The 19,764-nt window shown below is 70.6% G+C and carries 17 protein-coding genes; 10 read left to right on the top strand and 7 right to left on the bottom strand.

Annotation, left to right across the window (positions count from 1 at the left end):
* Nucleotides 1–8 precede the first annotated feature (8 nt).
* The 5 genes from IE246_RS16120 to IE246_RS16100 all read left to right on the top strand — a co-directional run bounded on the left by IE246_RS16120 (nucleotide 9) and on the right by IE246_RS16100 (nucleotide 5,527).
* Nucleotides 9–899: a LysR family transcriptional regulator gene (locus tag IE246_RS16120; protein WP_189991443.1), complete on the top strand. Its 891-nt coding sequence runs from the start codon at nucleotides 9–11 to the stop codon at nucleotides 897–899.
* Nucleotides 900–1,459: 560 nt separating this feature from the next.
* The gene (locus IE246_RS16115) at nucleotides 1,460–1,993 is read left to right on the top strand and encodes a LemA family protein (RefSeq protein WP_229837266.1); all 534 of its coding nucleotides are present in this window, start codon (nucleotides 1,460–1,462) and stop codon (nucleotides 1,991–1,993) included.
* An 18-nt stretch (nucleotides 1,994–2,011) separates the two neighbouring features.
* A complete protein-coding gene (locus tag IE246_RS16110; protein WP_189991441.1) occupies nucleotides 2,012–4,000 on the top strand; it encodes a DUF2207 domain-containing protein in 1,989 nt (662 codons plus the stop codon).
* Nucleotides 4,001–4,867, top strand: a complete 867-nt coding sequence (locus IE246_RS16105) for a hypothetical protein (RefSeq protein WP_189991439.1) — start codon at nucleotides 4,001–4,003, stop codon at nucleotides 4,865–4,867.
* A 108-nt stretch (nucleotides 4,868–4,975) separates the two neighbouring features.
* Entirely contained in the window at nucleotides 4,976–5,527 is a 552-nt protein-coding gene (locus IE246_RS16100) for a PAS domain-containing protein (protein WP_189991437.1), read from the top strand.
* A gap of 21 nt (nucleotides 5,528–5,548) precedes the next feature.
* Here the strand turns inward: IE246_RS16100 and IE246_RS16095 are convergent, their stop codons facing one another.
* Complete coding sequence (locus IE246_RS16095; protein ID WP_229837264.1) at nucleotides 5,549–6,229, bottom strand: 5-formyltetrahydrofolate cyclo-ligase; 681 nt, start codon at nucleotides 6,227–6,229, stop codon at nucleotides 5,549–5,551.
* Nucleotides 6,230–6,434: 205 nt separating this feature from the next.
* Between IE246_RS16095 and IE246_RS16090 the strand changes: the two genes are divergently transcribed.
* Genes IE246_RS16090 through IE246_RS16080 form a run of 3 tightly spaced genes read left to right on the top strand, consistent with a single transcriptional unit; the run spans nucleotide 6,435 to nucleotide 9,448 of the window.
* Nucleotides 6,435–6,659, top strand: a complete 225-nt coding sequence (locus tag IE246_RS16090; protein ID WP_189991435.1) for a hypothetical protein — start codon at nucleotides 6,435–6,437, stop codon at nucleotides 6,657–6,659.
* A gap of 9 nt (nucleotides 6,660–6,668) precedes the next feature.
* Nucleotides 6,669–7,388 (top strand): hypothetical protein, encoded by a 720-nt coding sequence (locus tag IE246_RS16085; RefSeq protein ID WP_189991433.1) that lies wholly within the window; start codon nucleotides 6,669–6,671, stop codon nucleotides 7,386–7,388.
* A 50-nt stretch (nucleotides 7,389–7,438) separates the two neighbouring features.
* Nucleotides 7,439–9,448 (top strand): carbamoyltransferase C-terminal domain-containing protein, encoded by a 2,010-nt coding sequence (locus IE246_RS16080; RefSeq protein WP_189991431.1) that lies wholly within the window; start codon nucleotides 7,439–7,441, stop codon nucleotides 9,446–9,448.
* A gap of 31 nt (nucleotides 9,449–9,479) precedes the next feature.
* On the opposite strand, the gene IE246_RS16075 is transcribed toward IE246_RS16080, so the two are convergent.
* Complete coding sequence (locus tag IE246_RS16075) at nucleotides 9,480–10,613, bottom strand: zinc-binding dehydrogenase (protein ID WP_189991429.1); 1,134 nt, start codon at nucleotides 10,611–10,613, stop codon at nucleotides 9,480–9,482.
* A gap of 167 nt (nucleotides 10,614–10,780) precedes the next feature.
* Here IE246_RS16075 and IE246_RS16070 point away from each other — a divergent pair, with 167 nt between their 5' ends.
* Entirely contained in the window at nucleotides 10,781–12,805 is a 2,025-nt protein-coding gene (locus tag IE246_RS16070; protein ID WP_189991426.1) for a carbamoyltransferase family protein, read from the top strand.
* On the opposite strand, the gene IE246_RS16065 is transcribed toward IE246_RS16070, so the two are convergent.
* The 3 genes from IE246_RS16065 to IE246_RS16055 are packed head-to-tail and all read right to left on the bottom strand — an operon-like array spanning nucleotide 12,802 to nucleotide 15,697.
* Nucleotides 12,802–14,073, bottom strand: a complete 1,272-nt coding sequence (locus IE246_RS16065) for a class I SAM-dependent methyltransferase (protein WP_189991424.1) — start codon at nucleotides 14,071–14,073, stop codon at nucleotides 12,802–12,804. The two genes, IE246_RS16070 and IE246_RS16065, sit on opposite strands and share 4 nt — an antisense overlap.
* 31 nt (nucleotides 14,074–14,104) lie before the next feature.
* Nucleotides 14,105–14,932: a metallophosphoesterase family protein gene (locus IE246_RS16060; protein WP_189991422.1), complete on the bottom strand. Its 828-nt coding sequence runs from the start codon at nucleotides 14,930–14,932 to the stop codon at nucleotides 14,105–14,107.
* An 18-nt stretch (nucleotides 14,933–14,950) separates the two neighbouring features.
* Nucleotides 14,951–15,697 (bottom strand): SDR family NAD(P)-dependent oxidoreductase, encoded by a 747-nt coding sequence (locus tag IE246_RS16055; RefSeq protein WP_189991420.1) that lies wholly within the window; start codon nucleotides 15,695–15,697, stop codon nucleotides 14,951–14,953.
* A gap of 159 nt (nucleotides 15,698–15,856) precedes the next feature.
* Between IE246_RS16055 and IE246_RS16050 the strand changes: the two genes are divergently transcribed.
* A complete protein-coding gene (locus IE246_RS16050) occupies nucleotides 15,857–16,384 on the top strand; it encodes a PAS domain-containing protein (RefSeq protein WP_189991419.1) in 528 nt (175 codons plus the stop codon).
* An 8-nt stretch (nucleotides 16,385–16,392) separates the two neighbouring features.
* Here the strand turns inward: IE246_RS16050 and msrP are convergent, their stop codons facing one another.
* Both msrP and IE246_RS16040 read right to left on the bottom strand, forming a co-directional pair.
* A complete protein-coding gene (gene msrP, locus IE246_RS16045; RefSeq protein WP_189991417.1) occupies nucleotides 16,393–17,370 on the bottom strand; it encodes a protein-methionine-sulfoxide reductase catalytic subunit MsrP in 978 nt (325 codons plus the stop codon).
* A 156-nt stretch (nucleotides 17,371–17,526) separates the two neighbouring features.
* Complete coding sequence (locus IE246_RS16040) at nucleotides 17,527–19,563, bottom strand: elongation factor G (protein WP_189991415.1); 2,037 nt, start codon at nucleotides 19,561–19,563, stop codon at nucleotides 17,527–17,529.
* Nucleotides 19,564–19,764 lie beyond the last annotated feature (201 nt).

Genomic DNA, 19,764 nt, shown 5'->3' with positions numbered 1-19,764 from the left:
GGCGGAATATGGACTGGGACAAGCTGCGGGTCTTTCATGCGGTCGCCGAGGCCGGCAGCTTCACGCACGCCGGCGACACGCTGAATCTCAGCCAGTCCGCGGTCAGCCGTCAGATCAGCCATCTCGAGGAGAGCCTGCGGGTGCCGCTGTTCCACCGGCACGCCCGCGGCCTGATCCTGACCGAGCAGGGCGAGATCCTGTACCAGACCGCGCGCGACGTGTTCGCCAAGCTGGCGACCACCGAGGCGATCCTGTCCGAGGGCAAGGACCGCCCGAAGGGCCCGCTCCGGCTGACCACCACGGTCGCGCTCGGCTCCAACTGGCTGACCCCGCGGATCGGCGCGTTCCTGGAGCTGTACCCGGAGATCAGCCTGACGCTGATCCTGAACGATTCCGAGTTGGACCTGTCGATGCGCCAGGCCGACGTGGCCCTGCGGCTGACGCCGCCGCGCCAGCCGGACCTGATCCAGCGCCACCTGAAGACCATCAAGTTCCACCTGTACGCGGCCCCTTCCTACCTGAAGAGGGCCGGGGTGCCGCGCTCGCCGGCCGATCTGGTCGACCACCGGCTGGTGATCTACGGCGAAACCGCGCACCCGCCGTTCCCGAACGTCAACTGGCTGCTCGACGTCGCGGCGGGGCCGCGTGGCCGGCCGACCTCGGTGCTGCGGGTGAACAATTATTTCGCCATGTACCGGGCCGTGCAGACCGGCATCGGCATCGCCGCCCTGCCCGACTACATGGCGCGTGAGGACGTCAACCTGATCCGCGTCGTGCCGGATCTGGAAGGGCCGCAGGTGCCGGCCTACTTCGTGTATCCGGAGGAGCTTCGGCACTCCAAGCGGATCACCGTGCTGCGGGATTTCCTGATCCAGGAAGTCGCGAAGTCGCAGTTCTGAGGGGTTTCCGGCGGCTCCGACCGGCCCCGTCGATTCGACATTCCGAGCCATGCGTCTGGCGCATATCGGAACTGTTGTTTTGCGAATGGTCGTTAAGGCTTCCGCAACCTATTTCTCCTAATGTTCAGATGTTGCGTTGCAACATCCTCTGAGCCCCCCGCTCAGAGCAGGGCCCTCCGGGGTCCTACGTCTCCCAGACGTGAAGCCTCCCTGTTCAACTTGCCCGGAAGCCCCCGCTTCCGGGCAGTTTTTTTATCCGGCACTGCCGTTCCCGCGGGCAATTCCGCTGCATTCGCTCGACCCCTTCCGGGCGGCGACGGGAATACTTGCGCGTCCGGCGCTTCGCGTCCGGCGGCTCCAGGATCCGGTCTCGCTCCCCCGCCCTACAGCCGAAACCGTGAATTCGCTTCGAGGAATCGTTCGGAAAACGCTAAGCTCGACATACTTCTCGACCGAAACGAGGATCGGGCGTTCGGGCGCCGATGTCGTTTGTCGTGGAATGCAGCGGCGGGGCGAGGCGAATGGCCGGACTGTCGACGAGTTCCCTGGTTGTCATCGCCGTGGCCGTTGTCGTCCTCGGCTGGGGCGTTCTCACCTACAACCGCTTGGTTGCACTGCGTCAGCGCGTCCGCGAAGGCTGGAGCGGCATCGACGTGCAGCTCAAGCGGCGAGCGAACCTGGTTCCCAACCTGGTCAGTACCGTCAAGGGATACGCGCAGCACGAGCGCGGCGTGCTGGAGGCGGTCACCGAGCAGCGGGCCCGCGTGCAGGCGGCGGCCGGCGCCACCCCGGCGGACCGCCAGGCGGCCGAGAACGGGCTCACGGCGGCGCTGACCAGGCTGTTCGCGGTCGCCGAGAACTACCCGGACCTGAAGGCCGACGGCACCTTCGTCGACCTGCAGCAGACACTCGGCGAGCTCGAGGACCAGATTCAGATGGCGCGCCGCTACTACAACGGGACCGTGCGCGACCTGAACACCCTGATCGAGGCCTTCCCGAGCAACCTGATCGCCGGCTGGTTCCGGTTCGAGCCGCGCGAATACTTCGAGGTCGAGCATGACGGCGACCGGGCCGTGCCGACCGTGTCGTTCTAGCCCACGGGACATCGCGCCGTGACCGTGTCCGCCCTCCGCCGTGTCTCCCTCGCGATCGTGGCGGCGGTCGGCCTGCTGATCGCGACCGGCGGTCCGGCCTCGGCCGAGCGGGAGCGCATCGTTTCCTTCGACTCCGACATCACGGTCCGGCCCGACGGCTGGCTGCACGTGGTCGAGACCATCGAGGTCGTCGCGACCGGCGACAGCATCCGCCGCGGCATCTACCGCGACTTCCCGACCCGCAGCCTCACGGAGTACGGCGTGAACCGCCGCGTCGACTTCGAGATCGACCGGATCGAGCGCGACGGCCGGCGGGAGCCCTATCATACCGAACAACTGAACGCCGGCGTGCGCGTCTACGTCGGCAATGCCGACGTTCTGCTGCGGCCGGGACGATACCGCTATACGATCGCCTACGACACCAGCCGCCAGCTCTACCACTGGCCCGACACGGACGAGCTGTACTGGAACGTCACCGGCGACGCCTGGGCGTTCCCGATCGAACGGGCCACGGCAACGGTGCACTTGCCGGAGGGGGCCGCGGTCGGGCAGACCGACGCCTACACCGGCCCGCGCGGCGCCCGCGGCGACGACTTCCGGATCGTCGGGAACAGCGGCGGCACGTTGCGGATCGCGACCACCCGCACCCTGCTCCCCGGCGAGGGCCTGACGATCGCGACGGCGTGGCCCGCCGGGCTGGTCGACCGCCCGACCCAGGCGACCGTGATCGGCCGGGCGGTGTACGACAACGCGGGCCTGGCAGCCGGCGCCTTCCTGACGGCGGTGCTGCTGGTCTACTTCCTGGTCGCCTGGCACCGGGTCGGCCGCGATCCGCGGAAGGGCGTCGTGTTCCCGCGCTTCGAGGCCCCGGACGGGCTGTCGCCGGTGGCGGTCGGCTACGTCTGGCACGGCGGATTCGGAAACGGCTTCGGCGTCGCCCGCGCCCTGACCGTGGCGATCACCAGCCTCGCCACCAAGCGGCGCCTGGTGATCGACGACGACGGCAAGCGCCGGTACACGCTGTCGGCCGTCAAGGGTGCGCGCGGCAAGCTGCCGCCCGGCGAACTGGCGGTGTACAAAGCCCTGTTCCCCCACGGCCGCGACACGGCCAGCTTTGGTAGCGAGTACGAGCCGGCGATGGGGCGGGCGTCGTCGGTCCTGCTCGACGCGTTCGACTGGGAATACGGCCGGGCCTACTTCCGGAGCAACTCCCGCCCCTGGCTGATCGGCGCCCTGATCGCCGTCACCGCAACCCTCAGCAGCCTGGTGATCGACGCCACGGGCCAGGATGCCTGGCTTATCGTGTCCGTCATGGCGGTGTTCGCCACCGCCCTGCTGACGATCGGGACGACCATGGTCATCCTCGTGTCGGGACGCTGGTCCAGGGCGTTCTCCATCGGGACCCCGATCCGGCCGATCCTGTCGCTCGGGCAACTGGTCGGCGGGATCGCGGGATTCCTGGCCGCCGCGGTCGTCGGGCTGATCCTGGCCGACTTCGTGGCACCGGCGGCCGTACCGCTGGCCGCCCTGCCGGTGCTCGTGACGATCGCGTTCTGGTTCCTGATGAAGGCGCCGACCCGACTCGGTCGCCGGACCCTCGACGCGATCGAGGGATACCGCTTGTACCTGTCGGTGGCCGAGGCCGACCGCCTGAACAGCGCCGGCCGCGAGCCGGAGGTCACCACCGCGCTGTTCGAGACCCACCTGCCCTACGCCATGGCCCTGGGTGTCGAGGAGCAGTGGACGGACAAGGTCATGGCGCGTCTGGAGGCCAGCACCGACAAACCGTTCGACCGCGGCTCGTACCGGCCCAGGTGGTACCGCGGCGACGGCAGCGGCTTCGCGAAGGCCGGAACGCTCGCCGGCGCGCTGTCCCAGGGGCTCGGCAGCGCCGCCGCGCACGCCATGTCGCGTCCGTCCAGCAGCGGCTCGTCCGGCGGCGGCTTTTCCGGCGGTGGCGGGTCGTCCGGCGGGGGCGGCGGCGGCGGTGGCGGCGGGGGGTGGTAGATGCCGGCGGGCTGGGCAGCGCAGCGCCTGTTGCGGGACGCCGTGACGCTCCTGTACGTGACCATCCCGTTCCTGGCGCTGGCGGTCACCTTCCTGATCCTCGGCAAGCTGACCGGCGGCGGCCTGGACGCCCTCGACTACCTGGTCTACGCCATGGCCACGGGCGTGCTGTGGGCGGCCGCGGTGATCCTGTACATGGCCTGGATCGTGATCCGCGACGGCTGGCAGCTGTCGAGCGTCCCGGCGGTGACGGTGCTGGCCGTCGTCGCGCTGGCCGTCGCGGCCTGGGCCTACGACCGGCACGCCCGGGAGGCGGAGTGCCGGGCGGCGGAAGAGTTCTACCAGACGCTGGTCGTCCTGCCGGCCGCCGAGCGGGCGGCGGCGATCCGCGACGCCGGGGCCTTCGTGCGCACGCCGACGATCTGCGCGATCGACAGCCTGCGCGTGGTGCTGGGTCGCCACGTGCTGGATCCGGAGCCGAGTTCGCCCGAGCAGGACGCCGCCCGGCGCGCGATCCTGGCGGAACTGCTCGCGGCCGGGTTGCCGCCGGACTACCGCCTCCTCTATGGCTTCGCCGTGTCCGACGCCGATCCGGCCGCGACCCGGATGCTGCTGCAGAGGCGCAGGCTGGCGATCCAGACCGGTGGGGCGGAGTGGGATCTGTTCCCCGACGACATCGTCCGAACCCTGTTGACGCGCGCCCGTGAGGCGCCGGGAACCGAGCCCGATCGCAACGCCGCGCGGTATCGCGCGACCCTGGCGGTCCTGGTCGAGGAGGCCGGGCCCGACCCGACCAGGCTGACCGGCTGGACGCGGGAAACGCTGATGTCGCTCGGCCTGCTGCCGGCGTCGGCGACGGCGCGCTGACCGATCGCTGCCGGAGCCGGTTCGCCGATCCCCTGGACGGCGGCGTCTCCGTCCGGTCTCATACCCGCCGATCTTGTCCATCGTCCGTCGGGGGCCGCCGGGAACATCGTGCTCAATCGGGGACCGAACACCGACCGGCGCCTGCGGGCGGACCAGGTCGTCGTGCAAGCGGTGTCGCTTCCGGTCACCGCCGCGGAGGCGCTGACCTCGGCGATCTGCCGGAGCGGCCTGGAACACTGGCGGCACCTGCGGGGGGATCGGGCGATGCCGAACCGCAACGCCGTCGACCCGTCGGCGATGCGGCCGCTTCTGCCCTACACCTTCCTGCTGGATGCGCTGGAGCGGGGCACCGACTTCCGCTACCGGCTGGTCGGCACCGACATCGTCGCGCACACCCCGCGCGACAACACCGGACGGCGGCTTTCCGAGATCGCCGACCAGGGCACCCAGCAGCAGCTGACCGCCCTGTACGCGTCGGTCGTGGCGGGGCGGACCCCGCGGTTCCAGCGGATCGCCTACCGGACCCGGATGGGCCTGCGGTCCTGGTACGAGACCGTGGTCTGCCCGCTGGGCGACCCGAGCGGAGCCGGCGACGTCGCGATGCTGATCGGCTGGGCCGAGCACTTCCACCAGCCGGTCGCGGAAACCGGCAGCGCGTAGCCGCCCTCCGGTCGACCCGGCCTATCGCCAGGGCCCCGGGTCGTCCAGGCCGACCTCCGGCAGCAGGCATGCCGGCGACGCGAACCCGACCTCCGGCTCCGCCTCCAGCCGATCGGGGACCGCGCGGTCGTGGCGCACGGCGCCGCTCTCGGTGACGATGCCGTCCATCGGCACGTCGTGATCCAGCGGATGAATGGTGTCGAGCCGACCGAGATCGAGCCCGAGCCCGATGGCCCAGGGACGCGGCCGCCGGGCGGCCAGGGTCCGGTCGTAGTAGCCGCCGCCGTAGCCGAGCCGGTAGCCCATGGCGTCGAAGCCGACCAGCGGCACGACCAGGCAGGCCGGATGCACGGTCGGCGTGCCGTCCGGGATCGGGATGTTCCACACCCCTCGCGTCATCGGGACGTCCGGCGCCCATTCGCGGAACGCCACCGGCGCGTTGCGCTCGACCACCACCGGCAGGCCGACCCGGGTGCCGGATTCGATCAACGATCGCGCCAGGGGACGCGGGTCGATCTCGCCGCGGAACGGCCAGTACAGGCCGACCGTGGCGAAGCGGGCCAGATCGACCGCGTCCGCCAGGGCCGCGAGCGCCCGGGCGGCCCGGCGCGCGCGCTCGTCCACCGGCAGCGCGAGCCGGGCCTCGATAAGCCGGCTCCGGGTCTCCCGCCGCCACCCCATGATCTCGGCTCGTGCCGGCATCGGTCCGCCCTCCGCTCGTCGTGCCCCTACCCTGCCACGACCGCCGGTCCTGTCGACCCCCGGCACGCGCCGCCGACCGTCGCGATCCCGCCACCGATGCCGGTCTGCAACGGTCGGCCAGGAAGCGACGCGCACCGCGCGGCGCCTCGTGAAACCCGGCGACGGCCCTGCTAGTGTGCGGGTCTTCTCGTTCTGGAGGCGGAGCATGAAGCTGGTTTGGATGCTGGTGACGATGATCGGCAACCAGGTTATCGAAAGCGGCGTGACCTTCACCGCGGCGAAGGAGTGCTTCGAACACGCGGCAGGCCTGCAGGTCGAAGCCTACAAGGCGGTCGACCTGGCGTTCATCCTGAACCACCAGCAGAACCTGTCGGCGGAACCGGTCCGACCGATGTTCTCCTGCATCGTCACCGTGCCGGTCGGCGAGTAGGCCGGGACAGTGGATGGTGCCCTCCGCCCGGCGACGCTCGGTCTCCTGGCGCTGGCCGGCGCCGCGGCGCTGTGGGCCGGACCGGCGGCGGCCCGCGAGGAACGCGTCGTCGCGATCGGCAGCGTCGAGCTGACCGTCGCGCTCGCCGACGGCGACTGCTTCTTCGACCCGGAACAGCCGGCCGACCGCGCCCTGATGGATCAGCTCGAGGTCGCCACCGGACCGGCCTTCGTCCCGCTGCTCGCCTTCGGTGCCTGCGACCGGATCGCCGGCTGGCGGACCGGCGACCCGCCCGCCCTGCGCCGCTTCGGCTACGTGATGATCGCCGAGACGCACCTCGAACCGGTCTTCGGTTTCGACCAGCCGGCGCTCGCCGACGCGATCGCCCAGGCGCTGGCCGACCAGGGCGTCGCCGACTACCGCGCCGACATCGCGCGTCTGGCCGCCGACCTGGAGGCCGCCTGGACGGCCGTGCCACCCGGCGGCAAGCGGGACCTCGGGGTCGTCCACCGGGATCGCTACGGACCGGTGCAGGCGGCCGTGCTGAGCGTCGCCGGCCCCGACGGCCGGGCGTTCCCGCGCGTCATGCTGCACCAGTCGGTGCTGCTGCACGGCAAGGTGCTGAGCGTGGTCGCGCTCCGCGACTACCGGGACCAGGAAAGCATCTTCGAGGCATATGGTGACCTCTCGGCCGTGGTCGAGGCCACCGCGGCACGCAACGCCAAGTGACGATCGCGGATGGGTATCCCGGCTGACCGGCTCGAAAGGGAGTTCGAAGCGTGCTGATTCTCGGCATACACATGGGCCACGACGCCGGTGTGGCGGTTGTCGACGACGGTCGGATCGTCGCGTTCGTCGAGCGCGAGCGGCACACCCGCGTGAAGCACGCGGCGATCGCCACGATCGACGACGTCGAGCTGGCCCTGGCCGATGCCGGCGCGACGATCGACGACGTCGACTACGTCTCCATCACGGGAACCCAGAACTGGCCGTTCATCTTCTACGACGAGGCCGAGTTCCGGTTCGATTTCGCGCCCGGGATGGCCGGCCCGCTCGGCGTGCCTCCCGCCTTCCAGGAGCGGACCCGGGATCACGCGAGGGCGATGGTCGAGCAGCGCGACGCCTTCCGCACGGTCATGCTCGAATGGTTCAGCGGGTCGAGCGACTACGTCCGGCTCAGCGCCCGTCCGGTCGACGTCCGGGCGCCCGGCTTCGACTTCCACGGCACCCGCGAGTTCCCGTTCTATCCCAACATCTGGGACCGCAACCTCTCGCTCGGCGCCCTGCGCCGCATGCCGGGAGGCGAGCTCGCGGAGCAGCTCTCCGGCTGGGTGCAGCACGGCGTGTTCCACATGCCGGTCGAGGTTCGGCTGCGGCACCGGCGCCTGGCGGGGATCCTGATCTCCCACCACACCGCGCACGCCGCGAGCGCGTTCTACCAGTCGGACTTCGACACGGCGGCGATCCTCACGTCCGATGGCGGGGCCATCAAGAGCCGGTTCGGACACGGCGGCGGGCTGTTCGCCCAGGGTCGCGGCAACAAGCTGGTTCCCCTGCTGCCCAACTACCTGACCTCCGGTCCGACCTACATACGGGTCGGCCAGCACCTGTGTCTCGACAACGGGCCCGGCGCCCCCGGCAAGCTCATGGGCCTCGCCCCGTACGGCAAGCCGAGGTTCTTCGACCCCGATCTGGTCGGCAATGCCTACGACCGCCCCGACCTGATGCTGTCGTCGCGCCGGCCGGGCGACGGCGACGACCATCTGATCTATGCACAGACCCTGGTCGACCGGGCCCGGACCCGCGCCCGGCAGATGGGATACGACCATGTCGAGCCGAGCGCCGACACCAGGCTCTCGCCGTTCAGCCGGGATCTGGCCGCAACCACCCAGAAGCTGTTCGAGGAACAGAACCTGCTGGCCACCCTGACCCTGTTCGAGCTCGGCCTGAAGCTGGGTCGCCGTTCGCCGAACCTCGCGATCTCCGGCGGCTGCGCCCTGAACTGCCCGTTCAACAGCCGGGTCTGGCGCGAAGGTCCGTTCGAAAACGTCTTCGTACCGCCGTCCTGCGACGACAGCGGGCTGGCGATCGGCTCGGCCCTCTACCTCACCCACCACGTTCTCGACCGGCCGCGGCAGCCGCAGGGATCGAAGACATCGACCTCGGCCTATCTCGGGCGCCGGCACCCCCCGGAGGCGGTCGAGCGGGCGCTCCGCGAGGCCGGCGACGACCTGGTGGTGACCCCGGTCGGCGACGCCGCCGCCGACGCCGGTGCGGCACTCGCCGGCGATGCGGTCGTGGCCTGGTTCGAGGGGCGCAGCGAGATCGGGCCGCGCGCCCTCGGGCATCGATCGATCCTGGCCGACCCGCGGGCCGGCGGCAACTGGGAGCGGGTCAACCACATCAAGCGCCGCGAGACCTGGCGGCCGTTCGCGCCGGCGGTCCTGGAGGAACGGGCCGCCGACTGGTTCGACGGGGCCCCGCTGCCGTCGCCCTTCATGCTGTTCACGGCCCGGGTCCGCTCGCGGGAGCTACCGGCCATCACCCATGTCGACGGAAGCGCGCGGATCCAGACCGTCGCCCGCGACGGCGGCGGCTTCCGGGCCGTGCTCGAGGCGTTCGACCGCGAGACCGGCGTGCCGGTGGTGCTCAACACCTCGTTCAACGGCCCGGGCGAGCCCATCGTCGAGACCCCGCAGGACGCCGTCCGGTTCTTCCGGACCTCGGAACTGGATCGGCTCTATTTCGACGGGCTGCGGGTCGAGCGCAAGGCCGCCGCGAACACCTAGGCCGTGCCCGCGGCGCGCGAGTGCCGCCGGCTCAGCCGTGCGGCACCAGGATCTGGCGCACCACCTCGCCGTCGGCCAGCCGGTCGAAGCCGCGGTTGATGTCCTCGAAGCCGATGTGCTCGCCGATCAGCCGGTCGACCGGCAGCCGGCCCTGACGGTAGGCCTCGATGAAGCGCGGGATGTCGCGCACCGGCACGCACGACCCCATGTAGCTGCCCTTTACCGAGATCTCCCGGGTCACCAGGTCGGCGGCATGGATCGGGAACGCCGCGCCGGCCGGCGACAGGCCGGCGGTAACCAGGGTCCCGCCGGTGCGCAGGATGCCGTAGCCGGTCTCCAGAGCCTTGATGTTGCCGGCCAGCTCGACCGCCACGTCGACGCCGCCGCCGGTCAGGTCGCGGATCTGGTCGAGGTGGTCGGGCTCGCGCGCGTCGATCGCGTGGTCGGCGCCGAGCTGGCGGGCGAGACCGAGCTTGGCCGGGTTGGCGTCGACCGCGATCAATACCGACGGACCGGCCAGCTTCGCGCCCAGCAGGCCCGACAGGCCGACGCCGCCGAGCCCGATGATCGCCACCTTCTGGCCCGGCCGGATCGCCGCGGTGTTGAGCGCCGCACCGACTCCGGTCATCACCGCGCAGCCGAACACCGCCGCCATCGCCAGCGGCACGTCCTTGTCGACCTTGACCACCGAGCCGCGGTCGACCGTCGCGTACTCGGCGAAGCACGACACGCCGGACTGGTGGTTGACCGGCTGTCCGCGGGCGTCGCGCAGGCGCTTGCCGCCGGCCATCAGCTCGCCCTTGGCCCGGGCCGCCCCGTGCGCGATGCAGATCTGCGGCCGGCCCTCCAGGCAGCGCTCGCAGCGCCCGCAGCTGGCCGAGAACTGGAACACCACCGGATCGCCGGGGGCGATGTCGCGGACGCCGACCCCGACCTCGACGACGGTGCCGGCGCCCTCGTGGCCGAGCGCCACCGGCAGCGGCCGCGGCCGCGAGCCGTCGATCACCGACAGGTCGGAATGGCAGAGCCCGGCGCCGGCGATCTTCACCAGCACCTCGCCGGCCTGCGGTCCGTCGAGCTCGACTTCCTCGACCGAGATCGGCTGGGTCCGGGCGTAGGGACGGTCGGGGGCGATGGTCCTGAGGACCGCGGCGCGCATCTTCATGGGCTTCCTCCTGCTTTGCCGGGAGACTAGCCGCGGCAGCTGCTGGCCGACAGACCGCAAATCGGCAATACGCCAAGCCGTGGGCGAATGGTATTGACGGCATCGGCCGTCTTCCCGCGGCAGGCGGCGGGACGCGGTTTCGCCAGGTTCGATGGAGACGGCAGGACGTGCTTGTACTGGGCATACACATGGGCCACGACGCCGGCGTCGCGGTGGTACACGACGGCGTCATCCGGGCGCTGGTCGAACGGGAACGCCACACCCGCGTCAAGCATGCGGGCATCTCGACCATCGAGGACATCGAGCTGGCGCTCGCGGATGCCGGCGCGACCCTCGACGAGGTCGACTGCGTCGCGGTTTCCGGCACCCAGAACTGGCCGTTCATCTTCTACGACAGCGACGCGTTCCGCTTCGACTTCGCCCCCGACCTCGACGGCCCGCTGGGCGTGCCGGCGCCGCTGCGGGACGGCGTCCGCGCGCATATGCGTTATCTGGCGAACACCCGTCGGCAGTTCGCGGAGATGATCGCCATCCGGTTCCAGACCCGCAGGGACTTCGCCCACCTGGCGGCCCGGCCGGTCGACGCCTCGGCCCCCGGATTCGACTTCCACGGCACCCGCGAGTTCCCGATCTACCCGCAGGTCTGGGACCGCAACCTGTCGCTGCGGGCCTTGCGGGACATCAGCCCCGAGGATCTGCGGAAAGGTATCGCGCCCTGGATCGAGGCGAAGACCTTTCACCTCCCGATCGCGGTCCGGCTGCGCGACCGGGTGGTTCCCGGCGTCCTGCTGTCGCACCATACCGCCCATGCCGCCAGCGCGTTCTACCAGTCGGACCGCGACGATGCGGCGATCCTGACGACCGACGGCGGCGTCAACCGCAACCAGTTCGGCCACAGCGGCGGCCTGTTCTGTCTCGGTCGCGGCAACCGGATCTACCCGCTGCTGCCGAACTTCCTGACGTCCGGCAACATGTACATGCGGGTCGGCCGCTATCTGCAGCTCGATCGCGGCGAAGGGGCGCCGGGCAAGCTGATGGGGCTGGCGCCGTACGGGCGCCCCCGGTACTTCGACCCCGATCTGGTCGGCAACGTCTACGACAATCCGGCACTGATCTTTCCGACGGCGGACGGGGCGGACGGGCCGCAGTTCATGGCCAGCGCCGAGGCACTGATCGCACAGGCCCACCGGCGGATGCGGGAGGCCGGCCTCGACGTCTCGGAGCCGTCGGCCGAGACCAAGCTGTCGCGGTTCAGCAAGGACCTTGCAGCGACCACCCAGAAGCTGTTCGAGGAACAGGGCCTGCTGGCGACGCTGACGCTGTTCGAGCTCGCCCGGAAGCTGGGTCAGCCATCGCTGAACCTGGCGATCTCCGGCGGCTGTGCCCTGAACTGCCCGTTCAACAGCCGGGTCTGGCGCGAAGGCCCGTTCGAGACCGTGTTCGCGCCGCCGTCATGCGACGATTCCGGGCTCGCCATCGGCTCCGCGCTCTACCTCAGCCACCACGTGCTCGACCTGCCGCGCCAGCCCCAGGGCGCCGAAACCTCGACCTCGGCCTATCTCGGCCGGCGGCACGGCTCCGAGAGCGTCGAGCGGGCCCTTCGCGAGGCCGGCAGCGACCTGGTGGTGACGCCGGTCGGCGACGCGGCCCAGGACGCCGGCCGCGCGCTCGCCGACGACGCACTGGTCGCCTGGTTCGAAGGCCGCAGCGAGATCGGTCCGCGCGCCCTCGGGCACCGCTCGATCCTGGCGGATCCGCGCCGCCAGGAGAACTGGGAGCGCGTCAACCGCGTCAAGAAGCGCGAGGCCTGGCGGCCGTTCGCCCCGGCGGTCCTGGAAGAACGGGCGGCGGAGTGGTTCCAGGGAGCGCCGCTGCCTTCGCCGTTCATGCTGTTCACCGCGCAGGTCCGCTCGAACCGCCTGCCGGCGATCACCCATGTCGACGGCAGCGCCCGGATCCAGACGGTATCGGCCGATTGCGGCGGCTTCCGGCGGGTCATCGAGGCCTTCGACCGGGAGACCGGCGTCCCGGTCGTCATGAACACGTCGTTCAACGGGCCGGGCGAGCCGATCGTGGAGACCCCGCAGGACGCCGTCCGGTTCTTCCGGCAGTCCGAGCTCGACCGGCTGTACTTCGACGGTTTCCGGGTCGAGCGTCGCGGCGGCGGGCCGACAACCGGGCCCCGGCCCTAGGTAGCGGCCCGGAACGGCCGGTCGCAGAGGCTGATCAGGTCGTAGCGGAACAGCGGCTCGAGTTCCTTCTCCAGTCGCTGCCGGAGCGTGTCCCGGTCGCCGAACGCCGGCTGCTTGGCGATCATGAGGTCGAAGATCTCGCCGTTCGTCCGCACCTCGTTCACGCTCAGCAGATAGAAGGTCGCCGCCCCGCCGACCTGCATCCGCAGGCCCCCGAACCGGGTGTCCCGCAGCTCGACCCGGCCCTCGGTGTCCAGGGTCCAGCGGATGTTGGTGAAGATGGTCCGGTGCGGAATCATGTCGTCGACGAACGGGGCGCGGCGGGCGGCACCGCGCGAGGCGTAGGCGCTCTGGACCACGAGCCGTCCGTGGAACAGCTCGAGGAACCGCTTGCGCGCCAGTTCGGGCAGCGCCTCGACGCGCCGTCGCAGGTCGGCGGGGAACCGGTAGCCCCGGACATCGTAGACCATCTTCTGGAACGGCTCGCAGTGGTCGGCGAACACCAGACCGGAGCCGTCGAGCAGCGCGCGGAAGCTGTAGGCGTCGTAGGCGACGTCGCGGGCGTGCAGGATGGCGTCCAGCAGCGCGTTGTCGCCGTGGCGGCCGATGTGCAGCATCATCGCCGGATCGGAACGGAGCCAGTTGGACTTCGGGAGCCGCTCCATCGCGGACCGCGCGATCGCCACCGTCTCGTCCAGGCTCGCGACACCGTCGGTCAGGACGCCCATCGCCTCGCGGGCGAGATACACCGCCGTGCGACCGACGTCCGCATAGACCGCGAGCGACAACGCGCCGCCGTCGGTGAGTACCCCGGCCAGCCTGTCGAGACCGGCCTGCGGGTCGGGAAGGTGGTGCAGCACTCCCATGCACTGCACGTAGTCGAAGCGGCGCCCCGGCAGCAGCGACGGGATGTCGTGGATCGAGCCCTGCACGAACTCGACGTTGTCGACGCCCCTGGCCCGGCAGAACCCCTCGGCGACCTCGATCGAGCGCCCGCTCAGGTCCAGGTGAACGATCCGGGTCCCGAAATGCCGGGTCAGCATGGCCAGGCCGAGCGTCTTCTCGCCAGTCCCGCCGCCGGCGATCAGGATCGACCAGGTCGACGGGTCCGCCCGACCGCCGAACAGCGACCCGCTGAGACGCGCCGGATCGTCGGAATTCGCCAGGGCGGAGATCACGGCACGCGACTTCGAGTGGTCGGGGAACGGAAACCGCTCGTACTGCTCGCGCACCCGGCTCTCCAGGGCTCTGTGTTCAGGGTCATTCATGGACCGTCCGCCGCCGTCACGATGTGGTGCTTCACAGAATCGTCCGAAGATAGCCCGCGCAGCCGCGGCCGTGATCCCATTGTCGCGGATAGCCGAGCGAGACCTCCTCGAAGCGGGCGCCGTCCACGATGTCGGTGCGCCGGGTGTGCAGGTGCCCGGTCACGACCGCATGGGCCCGGTAGCGGCGATGCCAGTCCTCGGTCTCGGTCGTCCCGCACCACGGCGTGAACCGCGGCACCCGGGGGATGCGTACGAGGTCGCGGCGCAGCGGCCAGTGGTTCACCAGCACCGTGTGCGCCTCGGCCGGAAGCTCGCGCGACAGCCGGTGCCGGGTCTCCTCGAGCCGGGCCCGGCACCAGTCGTGCCGCGTGCTGAACGGGTCCGGCAGCAGATGCAGTTCGTCGGCGCAGACGTTGTGCGCCTCGTCGGCCCAGGCCACCACGTCGGCGAGCGCCACGTGGTCCGGGCGGAAGCTGTAGTCGTAGAGCAGGAACAGCGGCACGATCACCAGCCGCGACACCCCGTCCGGCAGCGGCCCTGGCCAGTCGGGGAACGGGTCCTCCGGCGTGACGACACCGTGCCGGCGGGCGATCGCGATCAGCCGCTCATAGCGCGCCACGCCGCGCGCCGCATCCGGGCCGTCGCGCGCGACGGTCCACAGCTCGTGGTTGCCCGGCACCCAGACCACCCGCTCGAAGCGGCCCGCCAGCAGGCCGAACGCCCAGTCGACGACCTCCAGCCGTTCGGCGACGTCGCCGGCGACGATCAGCCAGTCCCCCGGGTGCTCGGGCAACGCCTCGAGCGCCGCCCGGTTGTGCGCCGCCGCGAGATGCAGATCGGAGATCGCGCGCAGGCGCATCGCCTGGGTCCCGGTCGCTCAGAACGCGCTCGCGCCGCTCTCCGCCGGCAGGATCGCGCCGGTAATCCGCCGGGACTCGTCCGATGCCAGGTAGAGTGCCAGATAGGCGATGTCGTCGGGCTCCAGCACCCCCATCAGGGATTTCGCGACCAGCGGATCGTCCGGCTTCAGCATGGCCTTCACCCGCTCGGTCGCCACCACGCCGGGGCCGATCGCGTTCACCCGGATCTTCGCGGTATGCCATTGCATGGCGAGCGACTTGGTCAGAGTCAGAACCCCGCCCTTGGCGGCCGAGTAGGCATCGGCCCCGGCGGTGCCGATCAGCGCCCGGATCGAGGTGGTGTTGATGATCGACCCGCCGCCGCCGGCCGCCATGTGGGGGATCGCGAAACGGCACCCCAGGAAGGTGCCGAACAGATCGACCGACATGGTGCGCCAGAACTCCTCCAGCGGCATCTCGGTGACCTTGCCGTCCTTCGGAGTCGCGCCGCCGGCGTTGTTGTACAGCACGTCGAGCCGGCCGTGCCGGGCGACCGCGCCGTCGATCAGCGCCTGGACCTCGGCCTCCTTGGAGACGTCGGTGGTCACGAACTCCGCGCGGCCGCCGGAGGCGACGATCTCGGCGGCGGCCGCGTCCCCGGCCTCGCGCTTGACGTCGGCCATCACCACGACCGCGCCCTCGCGCGCGAACAGCGCCGACGATGCCCGTCCGATACCCGATGCCGCACCGGTGATCACCGCGACCTTGCCCTGCAGCCGTGCCATTCCGTTCCTCCGAGATCGTCGTTGAAGCCTTGCGAGATCCGGGACTCTAGCGAAAGCGGCCCGAAGGCGCATCCCGAGCCTGCCCTGGTGACGGATTGTTAAGGCCCGCTACGGATGATCGCCGCGAACCTGCGACACGCCACCGCCGAGAGTAGCCGTTTGACGTCGGTCCCGCCCCTGCAGAGCGATGTCGAACAGGAGCTGACCGCACCGCCCGAAGCGCTGCTCGACAGGCCGCTGCATCCCAAGATCCGGACGCTGATCGAATACTGGCTCTCGATCCGGCCGGCGGAGGCAGCGGTGCCGGGGCGCGTGCATTTCGAGCCGCTGGACGTGCCGACCCTGCTGCCGAATCTGTGGCTCGCCGACGTCGAGCGCGCCCCGGCCCTACGGTTCCGCTACCGGCTGGTCGGCACTCACATCGCCCGGGCCTTCGACGGCGATCCGACCGGAGCGTATCTCGACACCCTCACGCCCGGCTCCCGCGACGACCGTGTCGAGGCGTCGCTCGGGACCGTCGCCACCAACGGCCAGGCCTCATGGCGCGCCGGCCGCCCGCGCCTGTGGCGGCTGCACGACTATGTCCGCATCGAGCGGATCTACCTGCCGCTGGCCGGCGACGGCCGCACCGTCGACATGATCCTCGCGGCCACCCTGTTCCTGGACCGCTACGGCGACGAGCTCTGAGCCCGGCCTCACATGAACAGGCGCTCGCCGTCCATGCCCTTGTACAGGTCGGCCACGAACTCGCCGTAGCCGTTGTACAGCTGGGTCGGGATGCGCTCGGACTCGCCGAGCGGCTGCTCGGTCGCCTGCGACCACCGGGGGTGCGGCACCTCCGGGTTCACGTTGGCCCAGAACCCGTACTCGCTGGCCTGCAGGTGCTCCCAGAACGACACCGGCCGCTTGTCGGTGAAGGTGAAGCGCACGATCGACTTGATGCATTTGAAGCCGTACTTCCACGGCGTGACCAGCCGAATCGGCGCGCCGTTCTGGGCGGGCATCGGCTTGCCGTAGATGCCGGTCGCCATGAACGCCAGTTCGTTGGTCGCCTCCGCGATCGTCAGTCCTTCGACGTACGGCCACGGGTACCAGTACTGCTTCTGCCCGGATGCCAGGTCCGGGTTCTGGAAGGTCTGCATGGTGACGTATTTCGCGGAACCCAGCGGCTTGGCGTACCCGACCAGCCGTTTCATCGGGAAGCCGGCCCACGGCACGGTCATCGACCAAGCCTCGACGCAGCGATGCCGGTACACCCGCTGCTCCAGCGGTCCCATGGCGTTCAGCAGGTCGTCGATGGCCACCGATTGCGGCTTCTCGACCATGCCGTCGAAGGTCACGGTCCACGGCCGGATCGGCAGGACCTGGGCCGCACGCCAGATGTTCTTGTGGCTGCCGAACTCGTAGAAGTTGTTGTAGGTGGTCGCGAGATCCTCGGGCGTCATGGCCCGCTCGCCGCGGTAGCGCATGTTGGTCTTCGGCGGGTACAGCCCGGCCGACGGGTCGGTCGCCGCCTGGGCACCGGCCGTCCCGGCGCCCAGCATGGCGGCGGCCCCGGTCAGGACCGGCCCGGCCGCCAGGCCCTTCAGCAGACGGCGGCGGTCGAGCCACACCCCCTCCGGCGTCGCCCGGTTCTCCGGGATCTCCCATCCCCGGGTACGCTTGATCAGCATGGCGGCCCTCCTCGACTAGCGATTGCCCGTTTCGAGCTAGGCCGTTCCGCGACAAACGCCAAATCAACTCGGGGTGAGGAACGGCCGGCTCCCGGACAGGCAATGCCGCCCGGGAGCCTTTGGTTGCTCAACGACCGCCGACGGTCGCCGGCCGCGTCAACGGGCGTCCGCCTCCTCGCGATGCTGCACCACCTGGTCGGCCAGCCGCCCGGTCAGCTCCGACAGGTGATCGAACCGCCACTCGAAGGTGGCCAGGCCCTGGCTCTGGGCCCGCAGCTCCAGGATCAGGTCGTGGATCTCGGCCTCCGGCAGATAGGCCGTGACCGCGTCCCAGCCGGGCCAGCCGTCCTTGGCGTCGAACCCGAGGATCTGGCCGCGCCGGCTCGACAGGATGCCGTGCACCCGGCTGGTGGCGTCCGACGGTACCGAGATCGTGACCTCGTGGATCGGCTCCAGCAGCACCGGGTCGCACTTCGGCAGCGCCTCGGACAGCGCCAGCCGGGCGGCGATCTTGAACGCCATGTCGGAGCTGTCGACCGAGTGGAAGCCGCCGTCGTGGAGCGTCACCTTGAAGTCGACCACCGGGAAGCCGAGCGGTCCGCGCTTGGTGTACTCGCGGCAGCCCTCCTCGACCGCCGGGATGTACTGCTTCGGCACCGACCCGCCGACGATCCGCTCCTCGAACTGGAAGCCGGACCCGCGCGGCAGCGCCTCGACCTTGACCTTGATGTCGGCATACTGGCCGTGACCGCCGGACTGCTTCTTGTGGCGGGCGTGCTGGTCGGTCGACCGCCGGATGGTCTCGCGGTAGGCGACCGCCGGGCGGCCGGTCTCGACGTTCAGCTTGAAACGGTTGCGCAGCCGCTCGACCACCACCTTCAGGTGGGTGTCGCCCTGGCCCCACAGCACCAGCTCGCCGAGCTCGGCGTCCTGCTTGACCAGCAGCGACGGATCCTCCTCGCACAGCTTGGTCAACGCGCCCGAGACCTTCACCTCGTCGTTGCGGTCGGGCACGTGGGCGGCCAGCGCATAGACCGGCTGGGGCGGCGCCGGCCAGGCCAGGCCGGCTTCCGGCACGCCGCCGGACGGGGTCAGCACGTCGCCGGTCTGGATCGGATCCATGCGGCCGAACGCCACCACCTGGCCTTCGGCGGCGGACGCGGCCTTGTCCAGCTTGCCGCCGAGAATGCGGTAGACGCCCGACACCTTGGCGCCGTTCAGCACGTCGCCGTCCTTGACGGTGCCGCGCCACATCCGGACATAGGACAGCTTGCCCATGTGCGGCGCGTGCACCGTCCGGAACACCTGCGCCAGCGGCTCGCCCTCGACCGCGATGCCGCGGCGCGCGACGGTCGCGGTGTGGCTCGGTCCCTCGTGGCGGATCAGCTTCAGGAGCCGCTGCACGCCGTTGTCGCGCTCGCCGGCGCCCAGCACCACCGGCACCAGCAGGTCGGCCTGCATGGTCTCGGTCAGGTGCGCATAGACCTGCTTCTTGTCCGGATCGATCTCCTCGAGCAGCTGCTCCAGCAGCCCGTCGTCGTAGTCGGCCAGCGTCTCGAGCAGCTGGGTCCGGGCCTCGGCCTCGCGCTCCGCCACGTCGCCCGGCAGCTCGATCAGCGCCGACGGCTCGCCGTTGCGGTAGCGGTAGGCACGCTCGCTGACCAGATCGACGTAGCCGGTGACCTCCTCGCCCTCGCGGATCGGCACCTGGCGCAGCACCAGCGGGCGCGTGGAAAAGCCCTGCAGGGACGCCAGCACGTCGCGCACCCGCTCGTTGTCGGTATCCATCTTGTTGATCAGCACGACGTGCGGGACGTCGTGGTCGTCGAGGAACTTCAGCATCGGCCCGGCGGCCATCGCCTTGCCGGCCTCCGGCTCGACCACCACGATCGCCAGGTCGGCGATCATGCAGGCGCTGCGCGCCTCGGGCGCGAACTCGATGCTGCCCGGCGTGTCGATGAAGGTCCAGGAATCCCCGAGATACTCGCCGTAGCCGACCGCCAGCTCGGTGCTGGCGTTGCGGGCCCGCGCCTCCGGCGCCGTGTCGCCGACCGTCGACCCGTCCTTCACGGAGCCCTTGCGCGGGATCGTCCCGCAGGCGGCGAGCAGAGCTTCGAACAGGCTGGTCTTGCCGGACTGGTAAGGTCCAACGATCACGGCGCAACGTGTGGCGCCGTTCGGTTCTCCTGCCATGTGGTTCTCCCTCGGTTCGCCCGGGTGGTGCCACCCGTGTCGAGGTTCGAGCGGGGGCGTCCCGGGTCGCGTGATCCCGTGGTCGCCCCTGGTCCGAGGGCATTCATCGTCGGAACGCCGGGACGACCGGCGTCGGTTCGGTCATCTTCGACCCGTCCGAACCGGGGGCGCAAGCCGATTCGGGCGGAAGCCGGCACCGCC

The organism is Thalassobaculum fulvum, assembly GCF_014652915.1.
Lineage (GTDB): Bacteria > Pseudomonadota > Alphaproteobacteria > Thalassobaculales > Thalassobaculaceae > Thalassobaculum_A > Thalassobaculum_A fulvum.
The sequence above is the reverse complement of the archived record's forward strand: the minus strand, read 5'-3'. Positions and strand labels throughout refer to the sequence as shown.